General features: G+C 59.4%; 21 protein-coding genes. 4 read left to right on the top strand and 17 right to left on the bottom strand.

The genetic code is table 11. From position 1 onward, the window contains the following. The first annotated feature begins 64 nt into the window (after window positions 1–64). The 4 genes from LUN51_RS05135 to LUN51_RS05120 all read left to right on the top strand — a co-directional run bounded on the left by LUN51_RS05135 (window position 65) and on the right by LUN51_RS05120 (window position 3,195). A complete protein-coding gene (locus tag LUN51_RS05135) occupies window positions 65–574 on the top strand; it encodes a TetR/AcrR family transcriptional regulator (RefSeq protein ID WP_277810402.1) in 510 nt (169 codons plus the stop codon). Between the two features lie 190 nt (window positions 575–764). Then, window positions 765–1,949 carry an MFS transporter gene (locus tag LUN51_RS05130; protein WP_277810401.1) on the top strand — a complete coding sequence of 395 codons (1,185 nt, stop codon included), beginning with the start codon at window positions 765–767 and terminating at the stop codon, window positions 1,947–1,949. A gap of 77 nt (window positions 1,950–2,026) precedes the next feature. Then, window positions 2,027–2,200, top strand: coding sequence for a hypothetical protein (locus LUN51_RS05125; protein WP_179702983.1), 174 nt, complete (start codon window positions 2,027–2,029; stop codon window positions 2,198–2,200). 122 nt (window positions 2,201–2,322) lie between these two features. Then, a complete protein-coding gene (locus tag LUN51_RS05120) occupies window positions 2,323–3,195 on the top strand; it encodes a DMT family transporter (protein ID WP_277810400.1) in 873 nt (290 codons plus the stop codon). A gap of 54 nt (window positions 3,196–3,249) precedes the next feature. Here the strand turns inward: LUN51_RS05120 and LUN51_RS05115 are convergent, their stop codons facing one another. The 17 genes from LUN51_RS05115 to LUN51_RS05035 all read right to left on the bottom strand — a co-directional run bounded on the left by LUN51_RS05115 (window position 3,250) and on the right by LUN51_RS05035 (window position 21,700). Further along, window positions 3,250–3,885 (bottom strand): LysE family translocator, encoded by a 636-nt coding sequence (locus LUN51_RS05115; RefSeq protein ID WP_246894695.1) that lies wholly within the window; start codon window positions 3,883–3,885, stop codon window positions 3,250–3,252. Window positions 3,886–3,962: 77 nt separating this feature from the next. Continuing rightward, a complete protein-coding gene (locus LUN51_RS05110) occupies window positions 3,963–4,541 on the bottom strand; it encodes a DinB family protein (RefSeq protein WP_277810399.1) in 579 nt (192 codons plus the stop codon). 73 nt (window positions 4,542–4,614) lie between these two features. After that, a complete protein-coding gene (locus LUN51_RS05105; protein WP_277810398.1) occupies window positions 4,615–4,944 on the bottom strand; it encodes a MoaF-related domain-containing protein in 330 nt (109 codons plus the stop codon). Between the two features lie 54 nt (window positions 4,945–4,998). Beyond that, complete coding sequence (locus LUN51_RS05100) at window positions 4,999–5,478, bottom strand: OsmC family protein (protein ID WP_277810397.1); 480 nt, start codon at window positions 5,476–5,478, stop codon at window positions 4,999–5,001. Between the two features lie 516 nt (window positions 5,479–5,994). Continuing rightward, window positions 5,995–6,414, bottom strand: a complete 420-nt coding sequence (locus tag LUN51_RS05095; protein ID WP_277810396.1) for a hypothetical protein — start codon at window positions 6,412–6,414, stop codon at window positions 5,995–5,997. A 4-nt stretch (window positions 6,415–6,418) separates the two neighbouring features. Further along, window positions 6,419–7,147 (bottom strand): Shedu anti-phage system protein SduA domain-containing protein, encoded by a 729-nt coding sequence (locus tag LUN51_RS05090; RefSeq protein ID WP_277810395.1) that lies wholly within the window; start codon window positions 7,145–7,147, stop codon window positions 6,419–6,421. A gap of 87 nt (window positions 7,148–7,234) precedes the next feature. Then, window positions 7,235–7,819 (bottom strand): hypothetical protein, encoded by a 585-nt coding sequence (locus tag LUN51_RS05085; protein WP_277810394.1) that lies wholly within the window; start codon window positions 7,817–7,819, stop codon window positions 7,235–7,237. 101 nt (window positions 7,820–7,920) lie between these two features. After that, window positions 7,921–9,027, bottom strand: a complete 1,107-nt coding sequence (locus tag LUN51_RS05080) for a hypothetical protein (protein ID WP_277810393.1) — start codon at window positions 9,025–9,027, stop codon at window positions 7,921–7,923. Between the two features lie 474 nt (window positions 9,028–9,501). Beyond that, entirely contained in the window at window positions 9,502–11,709 is a 2,208-nt protein-coding gene (locus LUN51_RS05075) for an OsmC domain/YcaO domain-containing protein (RefSeq protein WP_277810541.1), read from the bottom strand. Window positions 11,710–11,914: 205 nt separating this feature from the next. Further along, complete coding sequence (locus tag LUN51_RS05070) at window positions 11,915–13,654, bottom strand: methyl-accepting chemotaxis protein (RefSeq protein ID WP_277810392.1); 1,740 nt, start codon at window positions 13,652–13,654, stop codon at window positions 11,915–11,917. A gap of 283 nt (window positions 13,655–13,937) precedes the next feature. Then, window positions 13,938–14,474: a macro domain-containing protein gene (locus LUN51_RS05065; protein ID WP_277810391.1), complete on the bottom strand. Its 537-nt coding sequence runs from the start codon at window positions 14,472–14,474 to the stop codon at window positions 13,938–13,940. A 32-nt stretch (window positions 14,475–14,506) separates the two neighbouring features. Beyond that, window positions 14,507–14,995 (bottom strand): GFA family protein, encoded by a 489-nt coding sequence (locus LUN51_RS05060; RefSeq protein WP_277810390.1) that lies wholly within the window; start codon window positions 14,993–14,995, stop codon window positions 14,507–14,509. A 272-nt stretch (window positions 14,996–15,267) separates the two neighbouring features. Next, window positions 15,268–16,797, bottom strand: a complete 1,530-nt coding sequence (locus LUN51_RS05055; protein WP_277810389.1) for an alpha/beta hydrolase domain-containing protein — start codon at window positions 16,795–16,797, stop codon at window positions 15,268–15,270. A 205-nt stretch (window positions 16,798–17,002) separates the two neighbouring features. Beyond that, window positions 17,003–18,235 carry a UbiH/UbiF/VisC/COQ6 family ubiquinone biosynthesis hydroxylase gene (locus LUN51_RS05050; protein WP_277810388.1) on the bottom strand — a complete coding sequence of 411 codons (1,233 nt, stop codon included), beginning with the start codon at window positions 18,233–18,235 and terminating at the stop codon, window positions 17,003–17,005. 20 nt (window positions 18,236–18,255) lie between these two features. After that, window positions 18,256–19,458, bottom strand: coding sequence for a 2-octaprenyl-6-methoxyphenyl hydroxylase (ubiH, locus tag LUN51_RS05045; protein WP_246923172.1), 1,203 nt, complete (start codon window positions 19,456–19,458; stop codon window positions 18,256–18,258). 234 nt (window positions 19,459–19,692) lie between these two features. Next, a complete protein-coding gene (gene pepP, locus LUN51_RS05040) occupies window positions 19,693–21,030 on the bottom strand; it encodes a Xaa-Pro aminopeptidase (protein ID WP_277810387.1) in 1,338 nt (445 codons plus the stop codon). A gap of 64 nt (window positions 21,031–21,094) precedes the next feature. Next, a complete protein-coding gene (locus tag LUN51_RS05035; protein ID WP_246894709.1) occupies window positions 21,095–21,700 on the bottom strand; it encodes a UPF0149 family protein in 606 nt (201 codons plus the stop codon). Between the last annotated feature and the right edge of the window lie 106 nt (window positions 21,701–21,806).

Genomic DNA, 21,806 nt, shown 5'->3' with positions numbered 1-21,806 from the left:
TGGGGTCTTCCTTGCACATGTAAAAGGACCGTTTTACACTGCCTGCATGGACATACGTACACGCTTGCTCGAGACCGCCGAGCCACTCTTCGAACGACACGGCTTCGCCGCCACCGGCATGGACCGGCTGACGAGCGCTGCGGGCATCTCGAGCCGCACGCTCTACAAGCACGTCGGCAACAAGAACGGCCTGATCGCCGCCGTCCTGAACGAGCGCGACCGCCGCTTCCATCGGCTGGTGGAGGCCAACAGTATCGACGCCTTGTTCGCCGCGCTGGAAACCTGGTTCGGCCAGGCTGGCGCTCGGGGCTGCCTGTTCCTGCGCGCCTGGGGGGAAACCGGCGGCGGCGTGCCCGAGATCGCCGAGGCGATGGAGCGGCACAAGCAGCGCCTGCGGGAGCGGATCGACGCCATCGTCCTCGCGGAGATCGGCCGGCACGACGACGACCTCGTCGAGGCGATTCAATTGCTGTTCGAAGGCGCGACCCACGCGGCGACATATCGCGGCGAGGCCGCCGCCGATGCCGCTCGCCGCGCGGCGCACCGGCTGGCCGGTCTCGCGCGGATCGCGTAACGGCGGCACTCGAATCGAACGCTAGCGGCTCGCCACCGCCGCCAGCGATGCCGCCGAGCGCTGACCGGACGAGCGTCATCGGGTACACACGACCGGCGCCTGCGCCGGGGGCTCGTTACGCCCATAGTGAAAACGATCGTTTTACATTCAGCAACACGATGCCGGCCACGGGCCGAGGGGAGCACACCGCATGACGCGCACCGAATGCCGCCTGATCGTCGCCGGCACCATGCTGATCGGCACCACCTACGGCCTGGCACGCTTCGCCTATGGGCTGTTCCTGCCCAGCATGCGCGAGGAAGTCGGCTTGAGCGCGACCCTGGCCGGCATCATCGGCAGCGGCGCCTATGTCGGCTACTGCCTCGCCATCGTGCTCAGCGCGCTGCTGGTGGAACGCTTCGGGCCACGCCGGATCGCCGTCGCCGCCGCCCTGATCGCGTCGGTGGGCATGGCGGGCATCGCCGTCAGCACACAGGCGATATGGCTGGCCGGCGCCGTGCTGCTCGCCGGGACGAGCACCGGCCTGGCCTCACCGCCCATGGCGCAGGCGGTGTCCCGCGCGATCACCGCGCCTCGGCAAGGGCGGGCCAACACCGTCATCAATGCCGGTACCAGCCTGGGCGTCGCCGTCTCCGGACCGGTCGCGTTCATCGCCACCGGCCAGTGGCGGCTCGCCTACGCCGCCTTTGCCGTCGCCGCGTTGCTCAACGCCCTGCTGTTGTTGATCAGCGTGCCACGCACCAGCGCCAGCGATACCGCCAAGGCGACCGATAGCAAGGACGACGACCGCTCCGGCGGGCTCTGGCGACCCCGTGCATTGACGCTGATCGCCGCAGCCACCGGCATGGGCGTGGCCAGCGCCGCCTTCTGGACCTTCTCGAGCGAGGTGGTCATCACGCTGGGGCACTTCGAGCAGGCCACGGCCAACATCGCCTGGATCCTGATCGGCGTCGCGGGCTTGGTGGGTGGCGCGGCGGGCGACCTGATCGCACGTTTCGGCCTCAACACCGTGCATCGCGCCAGTCTCGCGGCGATGGCCGGTGCGCTCGGGCTGCTGGTACTCAGCCCCTCGAACCTGGCGGCGGTGTTCGTCTCGGGCGCACTGTTCGGCGCGGCCTACATCATGCTGACCGGCGTCTATCTCGTCTGGGGCATCCGGCTGTATGCGGACCGCCCCGCCATCGGGCTGGGGCTCCCCTTTTTGATGATCGCCGTGGGGCAGATCGTCGGCTCGCCCCTCGCGGGTTACCTGATCGGCAGCCGAGGGTATCTCGTCTGCTTCATCGCCTTTGCGCTGATCGCGGTGGCCACGGCTCTCATCGGCGACAGGACCACCGAGCGCGCGGCGCTCCAACCGGCTTCCACTTCCCCCTGACATCGACGTTCCCGACAGATGCAGCGGCACTCACGGGACCTGTCAGGTTCTTGAAGGCAACGCGAGAAGGAGAAGGTATGCATAACGAGGCGCAGTATCGCAAAAGCGAGCGAGACGAGCGTTCACCCGACGACCGGGCCGAGCATGAGCAGGCGCTGAAGGTGATGTACATGCCGGCGATGCCGCCTACCGGGCTCTTCGTCTGGAGCAAGAAGACACTCCAGCGACTTCTAGAAAAGGTACGATCCTGATGCACTTGGAGGCACACAGCACGAGACGGCATCCCCTGTGGGCATGACCCGCAGGGGATGCCGGTTTTTTACGGCGGACAATGCGTCGATTTTCCACTTTCCCCTGACGACAGGAGCTCTCAATGGCAGGTGCAACGGCACTCGTGGTTCTCGCCTCATTTTGCTGGGGTTTATCGGGCGGTATCGGCGGCATGCTCATGGCGGACGACTGGGACGCGTTCGTCGTCTCGTTCTACCGGGGCGCCATCGGCCTGGTGTTCGTGCTCGGCTGGCTGGCGATCCGCCCCCGCCACAGCGGGTTGAGCAACCCTCGCCTCTGGGGCTGGTCGGCGGTGGCCGGCCTGGGGGTCGCGGGCAACTTCGCGTTCTACTTCCTCAGCATCTCGCAGGGCAGCGTCGCGGTGGCGGCGACCCTGATGTACTCGGCGCCTATCTTCGTCTACCTGCTCTCGTTCGTGCTCAAGCTCGAAAAACCCACGCCGCTGAAGTGGGCCGCCATCGTGGTGGTGATGCTCGGCATCGTGCTGCTGACGCGCATCTATGACGTCGGCGCGGGCGGGATCACCCTGCTCGGTGTGGGCGCCGGGCTGCTGGCCGGGGTCTCCTACGCGGTGTTCATCTTCGGGTTCAAGTACGCGGCACCGCACGGCAGCCCGCAGGCCATTCTGGTGATCGCCTTCGCGGTTCTCGCCGTGCTCCTGGCCGGCCTCGGCGACACCAGCCAAACTCTGGACGTGCTGCACACACCGGACTGGCCGCTGTTCGTCACGCTGGGGATACTCGGCGCCGGGCTCTCGTTCATCTTCTACGTCAACGGCCTGCACCACACCGCCCCGGCCGTGGCCTCCATCGTCGCCATGGTCGAACCCGTCACCGCTTCGCTCTTTGGTGTCGTGGTCCTCGGCGAAAGCCTGGTGAGCATCCAGATCGTCGGGATGGTGCTGATCCTCGCCACGGTGACCGCGCTGAGCGTCTACTCGAGTCCCAAGGAATGAGTCGGGGGCGGGGAATTCATGTAGCCGATGGAACACCCCGCCGCCATCCTGATGTCACCTGGTACTGGCGGCTAGACGCGCCCCCAAGGCAACGAACATGGCACCAAGGCCGCGATCCATCCACATCCCCACTCGCGGGCTTGCCTTCAAGAAAGCGCCCAGCTTTGCTCCCATCATCACCAAGAGAGGTTCGATAAAAGCCGCGACCACGATAATCAAGCTGCCATGCAAGAACAGCTGGGCACCCACCGGCCCGGCACCTTCCACGACGAATTGCGGCAAGAAGGCGAGAAAGAAGACGGCCACTTTAGGGTTCAGCGCGGACACCAGCACACCCTGCCAATAGGCCGACTGCGCCTTTGCGTCCCGTCCCCCGCCATTGGAAATAAAAGAATCCCCCTTGGACAACAGCATCTTGACGCCGAGCCATATCAAATAGACAGCCCCTACCCACTTGATCACCGAAAACGCCACCGCCGAGGTGGCCAGAATGGCCGACAGGCCCGCCGCCGCCATGACCACATGCAATGCCGTTCCTGACCACCCCCCGAGCATCGCAGCGAACCCATGTCGACGTCCGCTGCGTAGCGTCTGGCCTAGCATGAACGCGATATCGGGTCCTGGAGAAAGATTCAGAAGCACCGCCGCTGACAAAAACGCCAGCCAATGCACCAACGAATAATCGAACATATCGAGATTCCTTTTATTTCTACGTCAACGGCTTGTGTCCAAGAGCCCTAAAGGTGAGCGTAGCGAATCAAAATCGCTTATGTCTCATCACTTGGTAGCCCGATCAGGTCCGTAACGCCGACATCAATGCCCAACTGGGTAAGAAGCGTTGTAGTCTGGCCACGATGATGTGTCTGATGGTTAAAGAAATGTGAAAGGGCAAACCAAAGCGGATATCGACGAGGCACGGGATTTACGATGCCGGTATAGATCAAGTCTTCGTCTAAATCTTGTGGAGAAAGCGAGGCGACCCATTCGATGATGCGATTGTCCTCAGCCTCTCGCTCGCTTCGAAGCACATCGAAGTCTGAGTAGAGCTCATGATCTAGTGACGTGATATGGAATGGCTTACCCGTAAACCGCCCCATCCAGACCCGGTCAGTAAGTAGCAAATGGTTAAGAGTGCCATGAATCGATTTGAAAAAGGCACCCATATCGCGCTTTCGCTTCTCATCTGACAATCCAGAGCAGCACTCGTAGATTTTCTGATTCATCCAGCGATTATATCGCGCCATCGTTTGAATATGCATTTGGCTTACGCCCTCATCTGTCTCGCCGCCCAACGCCACAGAGACCTCATCCTGATGCTCAGCAAGGCTGCCAACGCCAGAACTCAAGTCGCCTTCGCGCTGATCGCGGTGGCCTCGGGTATAGCACCGCTGGGGACGAAGTGCTATCCAGCGTCACGCCTCATGAGGCGGACGTGAATTCGATGCGACCCGCCAAACGCATCAGCTCGCCTTTTGCCGGCATGACCACCGTGTGCGCCTGACGCGCTTCAAGATCCAGCACATGCACGATGGTGCTGCCGATATGCTCTTGCCAAGAAAGCATGATCAAGCCATCACGCAGCGCCACGGCTTCGTAATCGACCGTATCAGCGAAGCCGAGGTTATCACCGGCAACGACCTCCACGGTGAGCGTGTTTTGCGTCTCGATGGTGATTCGCGGCGTAAAGGCTGGGAAATGAATCTCCAACACATCACCCACGCGCAGTGATGGCCGCACCTCAGGCTCCATATTCACTCCTGCTTGCAGAAAGCACCCGTCCACGCGTAGCGCACTGTCAGGCCTTCATTGGTCGCAGCGAATGTCGGCCTCACACGCGACCTCAAAGTTCACCGAATTCGCAATGAAGCATAGCGAATGCGCTTTCTCATGAAGAGACGTCGCTAGCTCACTATCGTCGTTTTGGCCGATGCTGACGGTGGGCTTGAGTGTCACTTTATCGAAATGACCGCCGCCGCTTTTGGTCTCAACCATGCGACCTTCGGCGTTGTCCTCGTAACTCGATACCGTGATGCCGGCATCAGCGCACAGGTGTAGATACCAGAGCATGTGGCATGCAGAGAGCGAGCTCAGCAACAGCTCCTCCGGATTATAGCGGGACGAGTCGCCAAGAAATGCCGGATCCGCCGACCCGGCTATTGTTGATTTGTCACCGCAGGTTATTTCATGATCGCGCGAGAATGCGCGGTAGTTCTTTGTACCTTCGCCGGAATTACCGGTCCAGACGACGGTAGCAGAATAATTGTGCTCACCTTTTTGTGGCATCGGTGGCTCCCCGTTGAATAAATGGTGCGTCTAACGCCAAATAGAACGCACGGCCATGGGATAGAAGTGTAGCTGCAATGTAGTAAACATTTCCGTGACTGGCCTTGTCCTGTATCTAGTATTCTGCGTTCATCGTGATTAGAGCATTTGACGGTATGCTAAATGAAATTGTATAGCGTGACTGCTCCCACTCAGTTGGAGAACACGCTTCGGGATCTGATAGCTCTACCACGACAGGAAACTTCTGAGACCTTAAGGAAACAATATTTCTATTAGCCCCTCCTGGCTCTCCCCAAAAGGCCACAAAACCTCCGGAAGATGTTCGACATTTCAACCAACATGTTTCTTTCTCCACAGAACAGCTATCATTCACAATCTCAGTCAGCACTATTTCCATTCCGTCTCGCTCACATATAAATTCGAAACTTAGTTTTCACCAAAGCGGCCACAGGATGCGGATAGAAGGCGGAGCGAACAGCGCTCGGGCAGTCAACTACAGCGACAGTTTAGGCACGACTAAACCCGCCCCCAAGGCAATAAAATTCTCAACGCAGGTCTAGTTCGGCGAATACCATGGCGCGCTTGATTAAGAACTTCCTCAAGATCTTTCACTTCTAGCTTGCCTTGTTCCGCTTTTAACATGGCATCAGCCACATTTTTGTGCTCCTCATCAACACGTATTCCCGCCGATTTATGACCGAAATATATGAGATCGGCTGCGACCAGGGGTACGGCTGAAGAGTCGTTACGACTTACCATGACTCGGCCGTGCTCTTGCATGTACTCGATGCTATTCATTGCCCGGTGCGCTTCGCTACACAAGCTGGTGAAACGAACGAAACGAGATACCACCAAGCCTGAGTAAAAGCCTGTTACTAAACCTGCCACAATGCCGCTGAAAAGCCCTACGGCTATATTTCCGAACAGCGAATCCATTTATTTATCCAATGTCTAACGAACCGCTAACCGGGGGGAATTTCATTGTCGGTTGCAGCGACTTGCCTGCCACTTTATCTGCTGACCATGAACTTTCTGTCGAACGAATAAATGCATCATAGGTTCTGATTTGTAAGCGCCCACCGCTCAATCTATTCCAGGCCGCCTTAAGGCTCTGTTTTCTTTTATCTTCTAATAGCTCACTCTCGCGACCAACGATAAGACACCCTTCAGGCTCCCGAAAATCATTCAGACGCAAAGTATCACGCATATAGCCTTGAGCTGATGAGCAATAATCCACATAATTTAATAGCTGACATATACCATCGTTTACCGCATTACTAAAAACGACATTGCCATTTCTTTCAGTAAATATATTTTGGTCGGCTCCTTTTAGCTCAACAACAAACCATTTATATCCATCAGACCCTTTCCCCCCAACTATATAGTCGGGTTTAAGCCCTCGTTGCTCACTTGTTAAAGGTGGACGCACTTGTTGCTGAGGAATCACCCATGTGCCGTGGTGTCCAAACTGAGAAAAATTCATAAATTTAGCTAATAAGCCGCGATATTCTTTCATACATTCATCAATTTCTTTCTCACCACTACGTGCGTAGACTAATTCAGTGAATCTATCCAGTCCATCATTAACCGTTCCTGGCTGAATCCAAAAGCTTTCTGGTGGAAAATGATCTGGATACTTAAAGCTGCCATTTGATTCAACTTCTAACATTTAGACATTCCTTGGTTTTTACACGAACTGAGTGGCTAACGCTAAAGCGCACCGGCGCACTGAAGTGCGTCCGCGCGGTGCGACTTGTTAACAGATTTCCCAACGCTTGCTGTTACCGTTCCATTCATACTTTTGGGCGTGTACCCTGTCGAGCTTACGATAGAATGTATACTCATAGGTGATGTCAAGCTCTATCCTACTTCCCAGACTCTCGTGCGCTGGCATCTCCAAACCAACATTAGCTAGCTCATCATAGGGTTTAAAGCTCCGTTGCCTACGATCTTGACCAATCATTGTCATCCCCGAACGGAACAGATGGCCCAGCGAATATTTCGCACCATCTACCGTAACTTCTACTATTATTGTTAGATCGTCAAACTTGTTGTGGGTGATATTGTTATAACGGATAAAGCTTACCGGAAGATTGGTTACATTTTCATATTTATTTTCCAAAAGAATCAGCAACTGCGGTCTTTGCGCCTCTATGAATGCACGATTCGTTTGCAAATAGCTGAAGATCACAAAGGTTGCAGAGACTAAAGCGCCAACACTAGCGGCAATCGCAACAATGGAGGAGACGAGCTCCGCATCATCAAGGTCTAAGCTCCTGCTAACAGTCAAATACCAGCTGGCACACAATCCTGCTGTAATAAGGGCAACAGATACTACCATTGAGCCTATAATCGTTCTGATAGCGACTCCTCCTCTGTTAACGCTTTACTCACCGGAAAATTGGGAGCGTAGCGAGTAACTTTTCCGAGTGCAGCAACTTGTTATGTTTGCAGCACAAAAACTTTAACATTGCCAACCCACTCGGTTTCATCTCCCAACACCAGCTCCAACTTCATTGATAGTCGAGAATCAACCAAAACAACCGACGGGATGTTCACCGACACTATTTCCTTTATGAAACTAAGCGGAGGCGTAACGTTTTTATTGTCAGATGAAATCCTCGGAACAAGTGACAACCTTATCATCTCAAGCTTCATCATAGATTCTAACAGATAAATATCATCTTTATACTTATGAAAGATTTCACTAACGAATGAACCTGCTGTTTTATCGAAAAAACACTCGCCGTACAAGGTACCAGCAGAAGTCGCTATCGACTGAATAGCTGCTTCAACACCAGAAATCCGTGTGATTCCACCACCTGATAAATCTAGATCGCCATCATCACCTAACTTAATAGTACTTCCAACACCGGAAGGCTTCTTGGCAATAACTTTATCTTCAATTTTGACTCTAAATAACTCAGAACCGTCAGAGGAATAACAAATTTCAATAGGTGATTTAATTATTCTCGCATCACCTTGAGACTCTACCGATATAAACCTTTGATTCATCTCTATAGAACCAAAGCCATCTGAATAATGTTTTAATTCTTTGCTCGAGCCTTCTAAGTATCTTTCAACCATGAACTCCCACTCATTACCTTTAACTGACGACCATACACCATACAGCAACAAATCAAGGCCAATCGCAATAAGTGTTCTTCTATCTTCAAAATTATAATTACCTTGTAGCTTTAGACTTTTGTAAGCTTGCTCTTCGGCTTGGATTTTCCACAATTTTAAAGTTTCAACCGAATATTCTTTATGATCTGTATCTACAAACCTTGCATGGGCTCTACACATCCAGATCCCATTATCAATGGATCGCCTGAACTCAGGTGTAGCATTTTTGTCAGATCTAGGGCCATTTTTTGCGGCGGCAACGATATGAGCTGCCTCACCTAAATTTAAAGACTTCCTTTCTTCTCCCTGTCCCATTCTTGGGCCAATTGTTATTTTTCCACAACCAGGAAAACTGCATCGCCAAGCGGCTCGCTCAGCCATAACCCTTTTGGTTGTTTCGGTGAAATCGTCTCGTTTACTCATAGATACTCAGTGAAACATAAAAGCTATTAGACCGCGCGCTCGTTTTATCACTTGAACACGCCCACGCGTTCAATAAATCTTATCTAGCTCGTCCCCCCTCACCTAAGCCATTTATTTTAAATAAATTAAAAAGCAACTCAGCAATCTATGTAGACTTCGCGCGTTTTATCGGAGCCAGCGTGTGGAGGGGAAAAGCAGCAGGTCACGGGCCTGGGCACGCTACCGCCCCTACCCTGCAAGCCGTGATGCGCCCTTGCCATCCCATGCGGTAGTCCCAGCGTTATGCCGTTGTCGCTCTTTTATATGACTCTCAAAGGAACTTTAGTGAATCAGAGTATTCAAGAGTGGTGATAGATGCAAAACGGCGGTTGGTCGTAGAGGTGGGGGCTGGTATTAACGCATGAAGGGGAAAAATGCCCTCTCCGCCGGGGCGCGCCGTGAGTGGCGGTGACGGAGAGGGTGGGGAGGGGCGGTTTACGAGGTGGCGATGCCGGCCCCGGCGGCGCGCGCGGCGTGCAGCTTCCGGTAGCTTTCGATCAGGCGCTGGTGGCGGTCGATGCCTTCCATCCCCATGCTGGTGGGCGTCAGCCCGGGGAAGCGTACCTCGTCGTTCACCGCGCCGATCACCTGGCGCATGGTCTCTTCGCCGAACATCCGCGTGAGGTTGCGGTGGTAGTCGTTGAAGTCGAGGTCGTCGTCCAGGGCGATCTCCAGCACCGCTTGCATAGCCTGATGGAACAGGCCGCGCTGCACGGTATTGTCGTTGAACTGCAGGAACATCTGGACGTGCTCCAGCGCGGCTTCGTACTCGCCCAGGGCGAGCTCGATCAGCAGCTTGAGCTCGAGGATGGTCAGCTCGCTCCACACGGTGTTGTCGTCGAACTCAATGCCGATCAGCGTGCCGACCTTGATGTGATCGTCGAGCTGGCTTTCTTCCAGGCGCTCGAGCAGGTCGGCGAGGCGCTCATCCTCGAGTGTGTGCAGATTGAGAATGTCCGCGCGGTAGTCCAGCGCCATGTTGGTGTTGTCCCACACCAGATCCTCGACCGGGTATACCTCGGAATAGCCCGGCACCAGGATGCGGCACACCGGCGCGCCCAGGTCCTCGTGCTCCATCACGTAGGCTTCCAGGCCCTGGTCGGCGAGCAGTCCGTAGAGGCGCTCGGCTTCTTCCGCGGTGGTGCCGGCGAAGTCCCATTCGTGGAAGTCGAGATTCGCGCGGTCGCTAAAGAAGCGCCAGGAGATCACCCCGGAGGAGTCGATGAAGTGCTCGACGAAGTTATTGGGCTCGGAAACGGCCAGCGAGCTGAAGGTCGGCTGCGGCAGGTCGTTTAGGCCCTCGAAGCTGCGCCCCTGGAGCAGCTCGGTGAGGCTGCGTTCCAGCGCGACCTGGAAGCTCGGGTGCGCACCGAAGGAGGCGAACACACCGCCGGTGCGCGGGTTCATCAGGGTCACGCACATCACCGGGTAGCGGCCGCCGAGCGAGGCGTCCTTGACCAGCACCGGGAAGCCCTGGGCCTCCAGTGCGGCGATGCCTTCCTGAATGCCGGGGTACTTGGCCAGCACCTCCTCCGGCACGTCCGGCAGGACGATCTCTTGCTCGATGATCTCCTTCTTCACCGCGCGCTCGAAGATCTCGGACAGGCACTGCACCTCGGCCTCGGCGAGCGTGTTGCCGGCACTCATGCCGTTGCTGAGGTAGAGGTTCTCGATCAGGTTGGAGGGGAAGTACACCGTCTCGCCATCGGAGCGGCGCTTGAACGGCAACGCGACGATGCCGCAATCCGTGCGCCCGGAGTTGGTGTCGATCAGGTGCGAACCGCGCAGCTCGCCGTCCGGGTCGAAGATCGCCCGGCAGTGTGCGTCGAGCAGCCCGGCGGGCAGGGCGTCGTCGTCTTCCAGCGGGAACCAGCGCTCGCTGGGATAGTGGACGAAGGCACTATCGGCGATCTCCTCGCCGAAGAACTGATCGTTGTAGAAGAAGTTGCAGGAGAGGCGCTCGATGAACTCGCCCAGCGCCGAGCACAGCGCCGCTTCCTTGGTCGCGCCCTTGCCGTTGGTGAAACACATCGGCGAGGCCGCGTCGCGCAGATGCAGCGACCAGACGTTGGGCACGATATTGCGCCACGAGGCGATCTCGATCTTCATGCCCAAATCCTCGAGGATCCGGGTCATATTGGCGATGGTACGCTCCAGCGGCAGGTCTTTGCCCTCGATCCAGGTTTCGTCGCCTGCGTCGTCGTCCTTGGCATTCGTGCCCATCAACAGCGCCTGGGCGTCCTCGTCGATGTTCTCGACCGTCTCGATCTGGAATTCGGGCGCGTTCTGGATCACGCGCTTGACACTGCAGCGCTCCGCCGCGCGCAGGATGCCGGTGCGGTCTTTCTCGGAAAGGTCCTCCGGCAGCTCCACCTGGATCTTGAAGATCTGGTTGTAGCGGTTCTCCGGGTCGACGATGTTGTTCTGCGACAGCCGGATATTCTCGGTGGGGATGTCCCGCGCGTTGCAGTACAAGCGCACGAAATAGGCCGCACACAACGCCGAGGAGGCCAGGAAGTAGTCGAACGGACTCGGTGCCGAGCCGTCGCCCTTGTAGCGAATGGGCTGGTCGGTCTCGACGGTGAAGTCGTCGAACTTGGCCGCCAGCCGCAGGTTTTCGAGAAAGTTGACCTTGATTTCCATGTACACGAACCGGGTTGGTGTCGGGTGCGCCCAGGGGGCGAATTGCCCGCCATTATCCGGGTTTCAAGCGGGTGTGTCTTGGGTGGGACAGCGATGATCGGTGCAACGCAGAGGGAGAAGTGAGCCTCGATGCCAGACGACCGCCGGTGGCGGTCGTCTGGTATGCCATTCGCGGCGAACGGCCATTGAGGTATTCAGCCGGGGGTCAGAACGCCTCCCACTCTTCTTCCTTGGTGGTCTGCCGTGCAGTGTGACGAGTGCTCGTCAGACGCGGTGCGGGCGCGGATGTCGACGCCTGCTGCTGCGCGCTGCCAGTGGCGGCTCGGGGCCGCTCCGCCGCATACCGTGCGTTCTGTGAAGAGGCCGCGCCGAGCTCGAAAGCCGACATCAGCTCCATCAGCTTGTGCGCACGCGCCTTGAGATTGTTGGAGGCGCTGGCGCTTTGCTCGACCAGGGTCGCGTTCTGCTGAGTGACCTGATCCATCTGGGTGACGGCTTCGCCGGCCTGCTGCACTCCATCACGCTGTTCGGCGGTCGCGTTGCTGATTTCTTCCATCAGCTCGGTCACGCGCTTGACGGACGTCACCACGTCTTCGGTGGTCTTGCCGGCTTGAGTGGCCAGTTCCGTCCCCTGCTCAACACGCTTGCGATTGGCGGTGATCAAGGCATGGATTTCCTTGGCCGATGACGCAGAGCGACTGGCCAGCTCGCGCACTTCCTGGGCGACTACGGCAAAGCCACGGCCATGCTCACCGGCACGTGCCGCCTCGACGGAGGCATTGAGCGCCAGGATGTTGGTCTGGAAGGCGATACCATCGATCATCGAAATGATATCGGCCACTTCATTGGAGCTGGCATCGATGTCGTGCATGGTCTGCACCACCTGCGTGACGACCTCACCACCCTCCTCGGCGATTTGCGAGGCGTTGGCGGCCTGCTTGCGTGCTTCCACGGCGTTGTCGGCGTTTTGCTGAACGGTGCTTCCCAGTTCTTCCATGGCGGAGGCGGTCTCGGCCAGAGAGCTCGCTTGCTGCTCAGTGCGGGAAGCCAACTCGTTGTTACCCTCGGCGATCTGTTCGCTATTGGTGGCCACCGATTCGGCCGAACCGCGCACTTCCAACACTGTTGTTTTCAGCTTTTCCGCCATCGATACCTGAGCAGCCATGATGCTGTTGCGATACTGCCGTTTCAGCGACACCTGACGGGTCAGATCGCCATTGCCCACCGCCTCGGCGAAGGCCTTGACCTCGTAGGGCTCCGCGCCGAACTCGCGCAACAGCAGCCTGGTCAACAACGTAGCCACCAGCCCCCCGATTACCAGGGCCCCCAGGCACAGCAACACCATGGTGATCTGGAAATTCTCGGCGATATTGCGCGCAAAGCCGGTTTCGGCGGCGTTGAGCTCCTCTTGCAGGGTGATGAAGGTGTTGATGTCGTCGAGCCAGGTGCTGAAGGCCGGCGCCGCTTCGTCGAGCAGCAACTGCTCGGCCCCCGCGATATCGCCTGCCTGTCGCCGCTCGAGCACTTCCTCGATCAGCGGCATGGTCGTGGCCTGAATCTCCTGGATAGCGGCCAGGGCGTTACGCTCTTCGGCGGTGACATTGCTCTCCGAGAAGATCTCCCGCATGCCGGTCGCAGCCTCGCGGTAGTCGCCTTCGAGGCGCTGAATGTCCGCAAGGATCGGTGCCAGGTCGGCCTCGTCGTCGACCAGTACCGCATCGCGCACGGCGATGGCGCGATCGTGTACGCTGCCTCGGAAATCGACCGCATGCTGCTGTTTGACACTGTTGACGTCGTTGATGACTTTCATGCTGTGGTCGATCAGGTTGACCTCGCGCACCCCTTCGGCGGTCAGAATGACCATCAGCAACAGAACACTGGCAAAGCCGGCCGTCATCCGGGCCCGAATCGTCGTTCCCCGTAGCCATGAGAAAAGAGTTTTCAAAATATTATTCCTTTCTTGCGATTCCAAGGAGGCATATGCACCGAGAACGCCTAGCGCCCGGCAGCTCTTGCCATGTACAAACATTGTACATAATGTAAATTATTGTATAGAAAAACACCACCGATTCCTGGGGAAGCGGCAGCTACCAAAGACGAATTGCCCGCCATGACCCAGGTTTCAAGCGGGTGTGTCTTGGGGTGTGGTCGGAGAGAGAAAGGCAGGGGCACCGAAAGCGGGACCGTCCGGCGCCCGAAAATGGCAGGGTCTCAATTAATGGTTCTTTTCAATCGAGCAAGCGCTCAAGAACCTCTTCATGGACTCGGGCGCCCGCCTCCTGGAACAGCACGAAGCGGATATGCTTAACCGAGGATAACTGGGGCAGCATCTCCAGCACCGTCTTGAACGCTACCTGCGTCGCGGCTTCCAGCGGATACCCGAAGGCACCGGTCGAGATCGCCGGGAAGGCGATGGAGCCAAGCTCGTTTTGCTCGGCCAGTTCGAGCGCGTTGCGGTAACAGGCCGCCAGCAGTGGCTCGGCGGGCTCGTCCACTCCGTACACCGGGCCCAGGCAATGCACCACCGAGCGATTGGGTAAGTTATGAGCGCCGGTGATCACCGCTTGCCCCGGCTGAATAGGCGCCAGCGGCTGGCATTCCCGCTCCAGTTCCGGCCCGGCGCCCCGATGAATCGCACCCGCCACGCCGCCGCCAATCCGCAACTCCGCATTGGCCGCGTTCACGATGGCGTCCATATCCGGCTGGCGCGCAATATCCCCCTGCACGCACTCGAGTGTGACGCCCTGAAGATTTCGTTTCGTCATGAACTCACCTCCATGGGTACCTGATCCGTTGTCTAAGTGGAGGGCTCGCTATCCTCTTCCAACCCCAACCGTTGGTGCCATTCGGCAAGGCTTTCTTGCGGATACACGGCAAAGCATTGGTCGTTTTCCCGGGCGTCGACCTCGACCCAGTTAGCTTTGCTATCGAGCATCAAGTGAACGCGCTCGGGCGGAATGGGCAGGGGCGTGTCGATGGCGGAGGCAAACGGATGCACCAGACTCGGCCATTGGGGATCGAAGACCCACAGCGCACTGGCGCAGTGCCGGCAGAAGCGGCGCTCGCCGGTGCTGGTCTCGCCATCGATGACAGCGCGGTAGACGTTGATGTGCTCACGCCCCTGCACGTCGAGCGTCTCGGCGCGACCACTCAAGTTGATAGCGTAGCCACCACCGCCAGCGGTCTTGCGGCAGATGGAGCAGTAACAGCGCTGATAGGGATAGGGGTGCGGGGAATCGACACTGAAACGCACCGCGCCGCAATGGCAGGAACCGTCGAGTCGCATGCAGAGAACTCCCAAAGCGAATGTCACATATCAGTCTAGAAGCACAAAGCCTGGATGCACATGGCGGCTCGGCCTTCGCAGGTGCTGTAATGACCGAGCGGAGGAACCCGCCTTCGATATCCGGCGCCTACGTTAGTCGTGAACGGTGAGGAGAGAGCATCTACGCTAAACGTCTTCGAGCACGTTCCCAGAACTTCGCCAGTTCCGGGGCACGATGCCCTCAACGATCACGGCCACCTTGGCGGCCGTGATCGAAAGGCAAAACGCCCGCGCTACTCGAAAGGCACTTCCTTGGCGGTCGCCATCAGCGCGTCGACATCCTCGCTGAGCAAGAAGCCTTCCTGAACCAGCTTCCACGCTGCCTGGCGATAGGCCTCAAGATAGGCCTCACGTGTCCCGTAGAGTCGTTTCAGCTTCTCAGTGCCGAAGGGCTCGATTTCTGGGCACCCTTCCGACAGCGTAGCACGGCCCTCACCAAAAGAGGCCACGGGCACTTCCACCATGGGCAGGCGTAGACCACCTTGCGCGGTGTTGTTCTGATCGAAGGCGACCTGCCCCTCTGAGGTCAATTCGATGGGATCAGCCGAGGGTGGAGCCTTTCCATCTTCCACCCAATCGACCAAGTGCTCGTAGAGCGCTTTCTCGGCCATATAGAGCGGCACTTCCGGATTGGCTGGACTACAACTCCATGCGCTCCACTCTGCATCGGGCGAGAGAAGCCCAGCCTTGCGGAGGTCGTCATGATCAGCGTCGCCGTACAGATACTGGAAGCGCCAGCCATGATTGGCACCGGCAAGCTCCCAAGTCACGCTCCGGTCGTCGGCCGTATTGGCGTCAGGCTTCCGTTGACCACCCCGCGCCGGAAAGAAGTCCCATTGCGAGTTGATCATGGCCAAGGGTGTACTGCGACCCGGAATCAGGTTTTGCGGATCGTCGGCAGGCAGCGGCGTCGCGCACTGCCGAATCGGCACTCCTGTCGGCGTAGTGGCCGCTTCCGTCAGGAAACCGTCATATATCGGCACGCTCCCGCCATTTTGTTCTATCGTGGCATCGGGCTGGAAGAACTTGTAGTAAGTGATCGCATAGTTGCCGCTCTGGGACTCGCCGGTAAAGAATACCCGTTCGGCGGGAACACCCAACGGGTTCTTCGGATCGCCGCTTTTGAGCAGACCGCCAATTTGAGTAAACATATCCCATGCCACGCCACTTTCCGTCTCCGAGGAAAGCCCCTTGTAGGCGAGCTCGTCCTGCGGCAATTCGCAGTTTCGATCGCTTTCGAGATTCGCGCTCGGCATGGCCATTCGACCATAGCGATCGGCATCGAAGGCCACTAGACCGGGAATGACGTTCGGCTTGCCAGTGATCCCCACATAGACATCACCATTGGCCGTCACACGCTCCCAAAGAGCCGCCCACATGGCAGTCCAATCGTAATCAGCCGACATGTTGATGACCTCCATCACCACGCGGCCGCTGAAGTTCTCCATGTTCTCGGGCCGGCGGACGACCATGCGAGTGGTGTAAGTGCTCTTACCGACCGGGACGGCTTCATAGTCACCATTGGGCTCCCAGTCATAAACCTGAGCCTGCCCCGATACCAGAAACTCTTCTTCGGTGTAATTGAATGATGGCAGGTCGATGGGCTCGACCTGATGAGCAGCGCCATTGAAGGGGTACGATTCCTCAGTGATGGGTAGTGGTTCTACCTCTCGCGGAAACTGCTCCAACGGCTGGGCAAAGACTGCCCCACTGCTAAGGAGGGCCATCAAACTTGGCAAGACGATTCTGCGGTCGAATTTCATGTGTAATTCTGCACCTTTTTTCTTGGATCGACTCAGTGTACATGACATCCCGGCCATTTCATGGCGCTCAACGCGAAGGCGCCGGGATCGATCCCGAGGAGGTCACACGTACCATTCGCCATTGTTGGAACTGCCGCCATCGGCCAGCGCCGCCGCCGTCCCGGTCCACTGGCTGCTCACCTTTGCAGGACCGATCAGATCGTGCCTAGCGGCACACGGCGGGCAGCTCGCCGCGTTCGCCGGCAGCTTGGCGAATCATGATGCGCTTGAGGGGCATGAGCTTGTCTGTACTGGAGAGCCCGACGTTACGTATCAATCGTAATGCGGGGTGTTGGGTGCCGAACAGCAGGCGGAAGCCGTCCATTAGCGCCAACATGGCGGCGTTGTCGCCACGCCGACGACGGGCGTAACGCGCCAGCGTGCGGGCGTCGCCGAGCGCTACGCCACGCTGCCGTGCGTGGATGATTTCTTCCGCCAGCACCGCCGCATCCAGAAAGCCGAGGTTGACGCCCTGGCCGGCCAGCGGGTGAATGCTGTGTGCGGCGTCGCCGATCAGAGCCAGGCCCGGTGCGGTGTATTCGCGAGCATGGCGCTGGGTCAGCGGGAAGTGGTGCACCTCGTCGAGCACGTCGATCTCGCCTAGCCGGCCTTCCATGGCGGCGTTCAGGGCCTCGGCGAATGCCGTCGGGTCCAGCGCCAGCAGCCGCTCGGCATGCTCGGGGCGTGTCGACCAGACGATCGAGCAGTGGCGGTCATCTTCCTCGACGCGTAGCGGCAGGAAGGCCAGTGGCCCGTCGGGCAGGAAAACCTGACGCGCCACACCGCCATGGCCATGCTCGCAGCGCAGCGTGGTGACCAGCGCCACATGACCAGTCTCGCGCTCGCTGACGTCGATACCTGCCAGGCGGCGCAGCGGTGAGCGGGCACCGTCGGCGGCAACCACCAGCGGCGCCGTCCAGCGGTCGCCGTCGTCGAGGGTCAAGGTCTGCGCTTCGCCCTCACGCTCGATCCCCGAGACCCGCGCGCCGTACCGCTGGGTCACGCTCGGCAGGGCGGCGAGGCGTGCTTCGAGCCCCGCCAGGACGACGTCGTTCTCGACGATATGGCCCAGCTCACGCAACCCGATATCCGCCGCCTCGAAGGCGATTTCACCACTGCCTTCGCCATCCCAGACGCGCATGCCCTGATAGGGCGACACGCGCCGCTCGGCCATCCACGGCCACGCCCCCAGATGCGTCAGCAAGCGCTGCGACACCGGCGTCAGGGCACTGACCCGGGGCGCAGGCAGGCCACGGCCGACATCGTCGCTGGCCAGTGGCGTCGGGCGGGCGTCGAGTACCGTCACCGAGATGCCGGCCTCGCCGAGCAGCGCCGCCAGCACGGCACCGACCATGCCGCCGCCGACGACGATCACTTCATCGTGTGTTGTCTCATCCATGCTGGTTTCCTCGTCGGCCTTCATCGCTCCAGCCCCATCGCGCGGCGCGCCAGGGTACGTCGCAGCGGACTCACGATATTGAGCCCCACCAGACCTGCGGCACGCAGGTGGGAAAACGCGGCATGCTCGATGCCGAACAGGCGAATCAGACCATCGCTGAAGCGGATGACGTTACGCCGGTCGGCAGCGCGGCGGGCCTCGAAGTCGCCCAGCAGGCTCGCGCCACCGATAGCCTGGCCACGCGCCAGACCGGCTTCCAGCGACGTGACCAAATCCATGACGCCGCGCAAGGCAAGATTGAAGCCTTGCCCGGCGACCGGATGCAACGAGTGGGCCGCGTTGCCCATGATCGCCAGATGCGGGCGCACCGGTTCGTTGGCGGTGATCAGCGACAACGGATAGGCGTCACGATGCCCGATGCGCCGAAAGCGTCCCAGGCGGTCGCCGAAGGCGTTTTGCAAACGTCTCAGGCATTCGGCGTCGCTCCAGCCTAGGGTTTCCTCGCGTGGCGCCTTGGCGTGGGTCCAGACCAGCGCCATGCGGCGTCCGGCCAAGGGCAGCAGTGCCATCGGGCCCTGGCTCGAGAAACGCTCATAGGCCACGCCAGCGTGGTCACGTCCGATTTCGACATTAGCGATCAAGGCGTGCTGTTCATAGGACTGCGCTTGGCTATCAATGCCCAGACGCTCCTTGAGTCCCGAGCGTCCGCCATCGGCGAGCACCGTCAAGCCGGCCTCGAGGCAGGCACCATCGCTGAGCGTCAGCCGGTGGCCGTCGGCGATGGGCGCGATGTCGTCGACGCGCGCCGGGCAGTGCCAGGTCAACGGTAACGATTCCAGGCCCGCATGCAGAACACGCCCCATCCAGGCGTTGGGGATCACGTAGCCCAGGGCGTCGAGGTGGAACTCGTCGGCCGTCAGCCGCGTCGCCCCGAAACGCCCGCGTTCGCTGACGTGGATCTGGCGAATCGGCGTGGCGCGCTCGGCCATTGACGCCCATACCCCGAGCCGCTCGAAATGCCGGCGCGAGCCTTGCGCGATGGCGCTGGCGCGGGCATCGAAGCTGGGCTGATACGTCGTAGGCTGCGTCGCGTTCAGCGGCGCTGCCTCGATCACCGCCACGCGCAGCCCGTGACGCTCGATCAGCGGCGCCAAGGCACATGCCAGGCTGGCGCCGACCAAGCCACCTCCCACGATGGCGATATCGACCCGGTTAGACGGCATCGAAAACTCTCCCTGTCGGCTTCGAAGGTCTTGCCATAAGCGATGGCGAGACACGCTGTTTTGTACCACGTTAAGTGCATGGACGGCAGTCATGACGGGGCTCTTTCACAAGGCTCTCATAGGGCTTTCATAGGGTACTCGCGGAGCCGTCCACAGAGCCTTCCCGTCACGGCAGGCCGTTTTACGTATGCGTAACGTAATTACGTAATCAAAAACCATGCGATCAAAAAATGCTCAACCCTTGCGCATAAGTGCCTCGATTTCCGTCACTTCCTTGGGCACGTCTGCCGTCAACACCTCGTGCCCTATGGCGGTCACCGCGACATCGTCTTCGATGCGAATGCCGATGCCGCGATACGCCTCGGGAACGTCCTCGGCGTCGGGAATATAGAGCCCGGGTTCGACGGTCAGCACCATGCCCGGCGTCAGCACACGCGGCTCGCCATCCAGCCGATAGGTACCGACGTCGTGCACGTCGAGCCCCAGCCAGTGCGAGGTGGCGTGCAAGAAGAAACGCCGGTATCCGTGATCATCGATACGTGCCTCAAGCGGGCTTTCGAGCAGCCCCAGGCGAATGAGGCCAGCGGTCAGGTCGTGCACGACACCATCGTGGATCGCACTCAAGGTCGTACCTGGTGCGACGGCAGCCACCGCGCGGCATTGCGCCTTGAGGACGACCTCGTAGAGCTCACGCTGCGCTGGCGTGAAACGGCCGTTGACCGGGAAGGTGCGCGTAATGTCGCCGGCATAAAGTTCGAATTCGCCACCGGCGTCGATCAATACCAGGTCGCCGTCGCGCAGCGCAGCACTGTTCTCGATATAGTGCAGCACACAGGCGTTTTCGCCGCCCCCGACAATCGTGGCATACGCAGGTTCGCGAGCGCCGTGCCAGACGAACTCGTGCTCGAGCTCTGCTTGTAGCTGGTACTCAAAAAGCCCTGGACCCACGTTTTGCATGGCCCGGCGGTGCGCCTGCGCCGAGATACGCGCGGCGTGGCGCATCAGGCCAAGTTCCGCCTCGCTCTTGATCAGGCGTTGTGCGTGGATCAGCGGCACAATATCGGCGAAGGCACGCGGTGTACGTTCGCCGCGCCGGGCCTGGGGCGCCAGTTCGGCACGCAGTGACTCGACCAGGGCCAGCATCTCGCCATTATCGAGGGGCAGGAACAGTGTTTCACGGCCCTCGAGCAGCTCGGGCAGCAGGGTATCTCGGGTGTCGTTCTCGTAGGCTTCATCGACGCCGTAACCCGTCACGGCGGCCTCGGCGCCAATGCGTATCCCGGTCCAGACCTCCTGGGAAGGGTCCTTCTCTTGGCAGAACAGCACGGCTTCGCCGGCGTCGCGACCGGGCAGCAGCACCAGCAGCGCGTCGGGTTCGGGGAAACCGCTCAGGTAGTGGAAGTCACTATCCTGGCGAAAAGCGTATTCACTGTCGCGGTTGCGCGTGACCAGCGAGGCCGCCGAGATCAATACGGCACTATGTGTGGGCAAGGCCGCCATCAACGCCTGGCGGCGGACACGGTATTCATCGGAAGAAATCGCCGCCGGACGCGGCAGGGCAGTGCGAGGCATGGGCGCTCCTCGGATGGCGGGAGACATGGGAGAGAGGCCGGGACAAGCCCGGCCAAGAGATTGATCAGTGTGTCTGTGACGGCGGTGTGGTGGCGTCGTCGCCCTCGGGATTCTCGACGCGCTCGACCTGGGGTTGGCCGGGGTGCTGCTCGGTATAGAGCATCATGGCGGCCATGCGCGCATGCTCGGTCAAGGCGAAAAGGTCGTTCTCGTTCTCGGCGTTGTCCTCGAGCTCGATCTCCAGGTTGACGAGCGAGCCAAGGTCTTCGAGCACTTCGCGCAAAGCCGCCGACCAGTCGTCACTCTGGCCGCCGGCCTCGACGATGGCCTCCAGGAAGCCTTGAGTCCATTCCTGTAGGCCGTGCGCGCGCTCGGCGAGAGAGAACAGGTCATCGGGCAGCAGCGGCTCGAAGTTGAGCTCTGGCGCGGCCAGGGCGTCCAACGCCTGCCGCCGCCAGGCGAGCAGGACTTCGCCGTCTTCACGGCTATTGGGTTGGTCGACACCCAGGGTCGCGCAGACTTCCTCGAGCCAGGTATCGGCGCTGATGTCGGCCAACGCCAAGCGTGCGCACAAGCGACCGTCGAGAAACGCCGGTGACTGCATGCTGCCGTGGGCGAGAAAGGTGTCGGCGACACGTGAAAAATCGAGTTGTTCGTCGATTAGGGACATGATGCGGTCCTGTGCTGCAGGCCACCGGGCCGCGTTGACCGCGACCGGGCGGCTCTTTATAGTGATCAATGGCTTACATGGCGGCGAACGTAGGCTCGCGACGGGC

The organism is Chromohalobacter canadensis, assembly GCF_029544075.1.
GTDB classification, from domain to species: domain Bacteria; phylum Pseudomonadota; class Gammaproteobacteria; order Pseudomonadales; family Halomonadaceae; genus Chromohalobacter; species Chromohalobacter canadensis_A.
The sequence above is the reverse complement of the archived record's forward strand: the minus strand, read 5'-3'. Positions and strand labels throughout refer to the sequence as shown.

What these genes read in the sequence shown, in the direction of transcription:
- LUN51_RS05130 (WP_277810401.1), top strand. Translation starts at nt 765, where the DNA reads ATGACGCGCACCGAATGCCGCCTGATCGTCGCCGGCACCATGCTGATC.
- LUN51_RS05125 (WP_179702983.1), top strand. Translation starts at nt 2,027, where the DNA reads ATGCATAACGAGGCGCAGTATCGCAAAAGCGAGCGAGACGAGCGTTCA.
- LUN51_RS05120 (WP_277810400.1), top strand. Translation starts at nt 2,323, where the DNA reads ATGGCAGGTGCAACGGCACTCGTGGTTCTCGCCTCATTTTGCTGGGGT.
- LUN51_RS05115 (WP_246894695.1), bottom strand. Translation starts at nt 3,885, where the DNA reads ATGTTCGATTATTCGTTGGTGCATTGGCTGGCGTTTTTGTCAGCGGCG.
- LUN51_RS05105 (WP_277810398.1), bottom strand. Translation starts at nt 4,944, where the DNA reads ATGGAGCCTGAGGTGCGGCCATCACTGCGCGTGGGTGATGTGTTGGAG.
- LUN51_RS05100 (WP_277810397.1), bottom strand. Translation starts at nt 5,478, where the DNA reads ATGCCACAAAAAGGTGAGCACAATTATTCTGCTACCGTCGTCTGGACC.
- LUN51_RS05095 (WP_277810396.1), bottom strand. Translation starts at nt 6,414, where the DNA reads ATGGATTCGCTGTTCGGAAATATAGCCGTAGGGCTTTTCAGCGGCATT.
- LUN51_RS05090 (WP_277810395.1), bottom strand. Translation starts at nt 7,147, where the DNA reads ATGTTAGAAGTTGAATCAAATGGCAGCTTTAAGTATCCAGATCATTTT.
- LUN51_RS05085 (WP_277810394.1), bottom strand. Translation starts at nt 7,819, where the DNA reads ATGGTAGTATCTGTTGCCCTTATTACAGCAGGATTGTGTGCCAGCTGG.
- LUN51_RS05080 (WP_277810393.1), bottom strand. Translation starts at nt 9,027, where the DNA reads ATGAGTAAACGAGACGATTTCACCGAAACAACCAAAAGGGTTATGGCT.
- LUN51_RS05075 (WP_277810541.1), bottom strand. Translation starts at nt 11,709, where the DNA reads ATGGAAATCAAGGTCAACTTTCTCGAAAACCTGCGGCTGGCGGCCAAG.
- LUN51_RS05065 (WP_277810391.1), bottom strand. Translation starts at nt 14,474, where the DNA reads ATGACGAAACGAAATCTTCAGGGCGTCACACTCGAGTGCGTGCAGGGG.
- LUN51_RS05060 (WP_277810390.1), bottom strand. Translation starts at nt 14,995, where the DNA reads ATGCGACTCGACGGTTCCTGCCATTGCGGCGCGGTGCGTTTCAGTGTC.
- LUN51_RS05055 (WP_277810389.1), bottom strand. Translation starts at nt 16,797, where the DNA reads ATGAAATTCGACCGCAGAATCGTCTTGCCAAGTTTGATGGCCCTCCTT.
- LUN51_RS05050 (WP_277810388.1), bottom strand. Translation starts at nt 18,235, where the DNA reads ATGGATGAGACAACACACGATGAAGTGATCGTCGTCGGCGGCGGCATG.
- ubiH (WP_246923172.1), bottom strand. Translation starts at nt 19,458, where the DNA reads ATGCCGTCTAACCGGGTCGATATCGCCATCGTGGGAGGTGGCTTGGTC.
- pepP (WP_277810387.1), bottom strand. Translation starts at nt 21,030, where the DNA reads ATGCCTCGCACTGCCCTGCCGCGTCCGGCGGCGATTTCTTCCGATGAA.
- LUN51_RS05035 (WP_246894709.1), bottom strand. Translation starts at nt 21,700, where the DNA reads ATGTCCCTAATCGACGAACAACTCGATTTTTCACGTGTCGCCGACACC.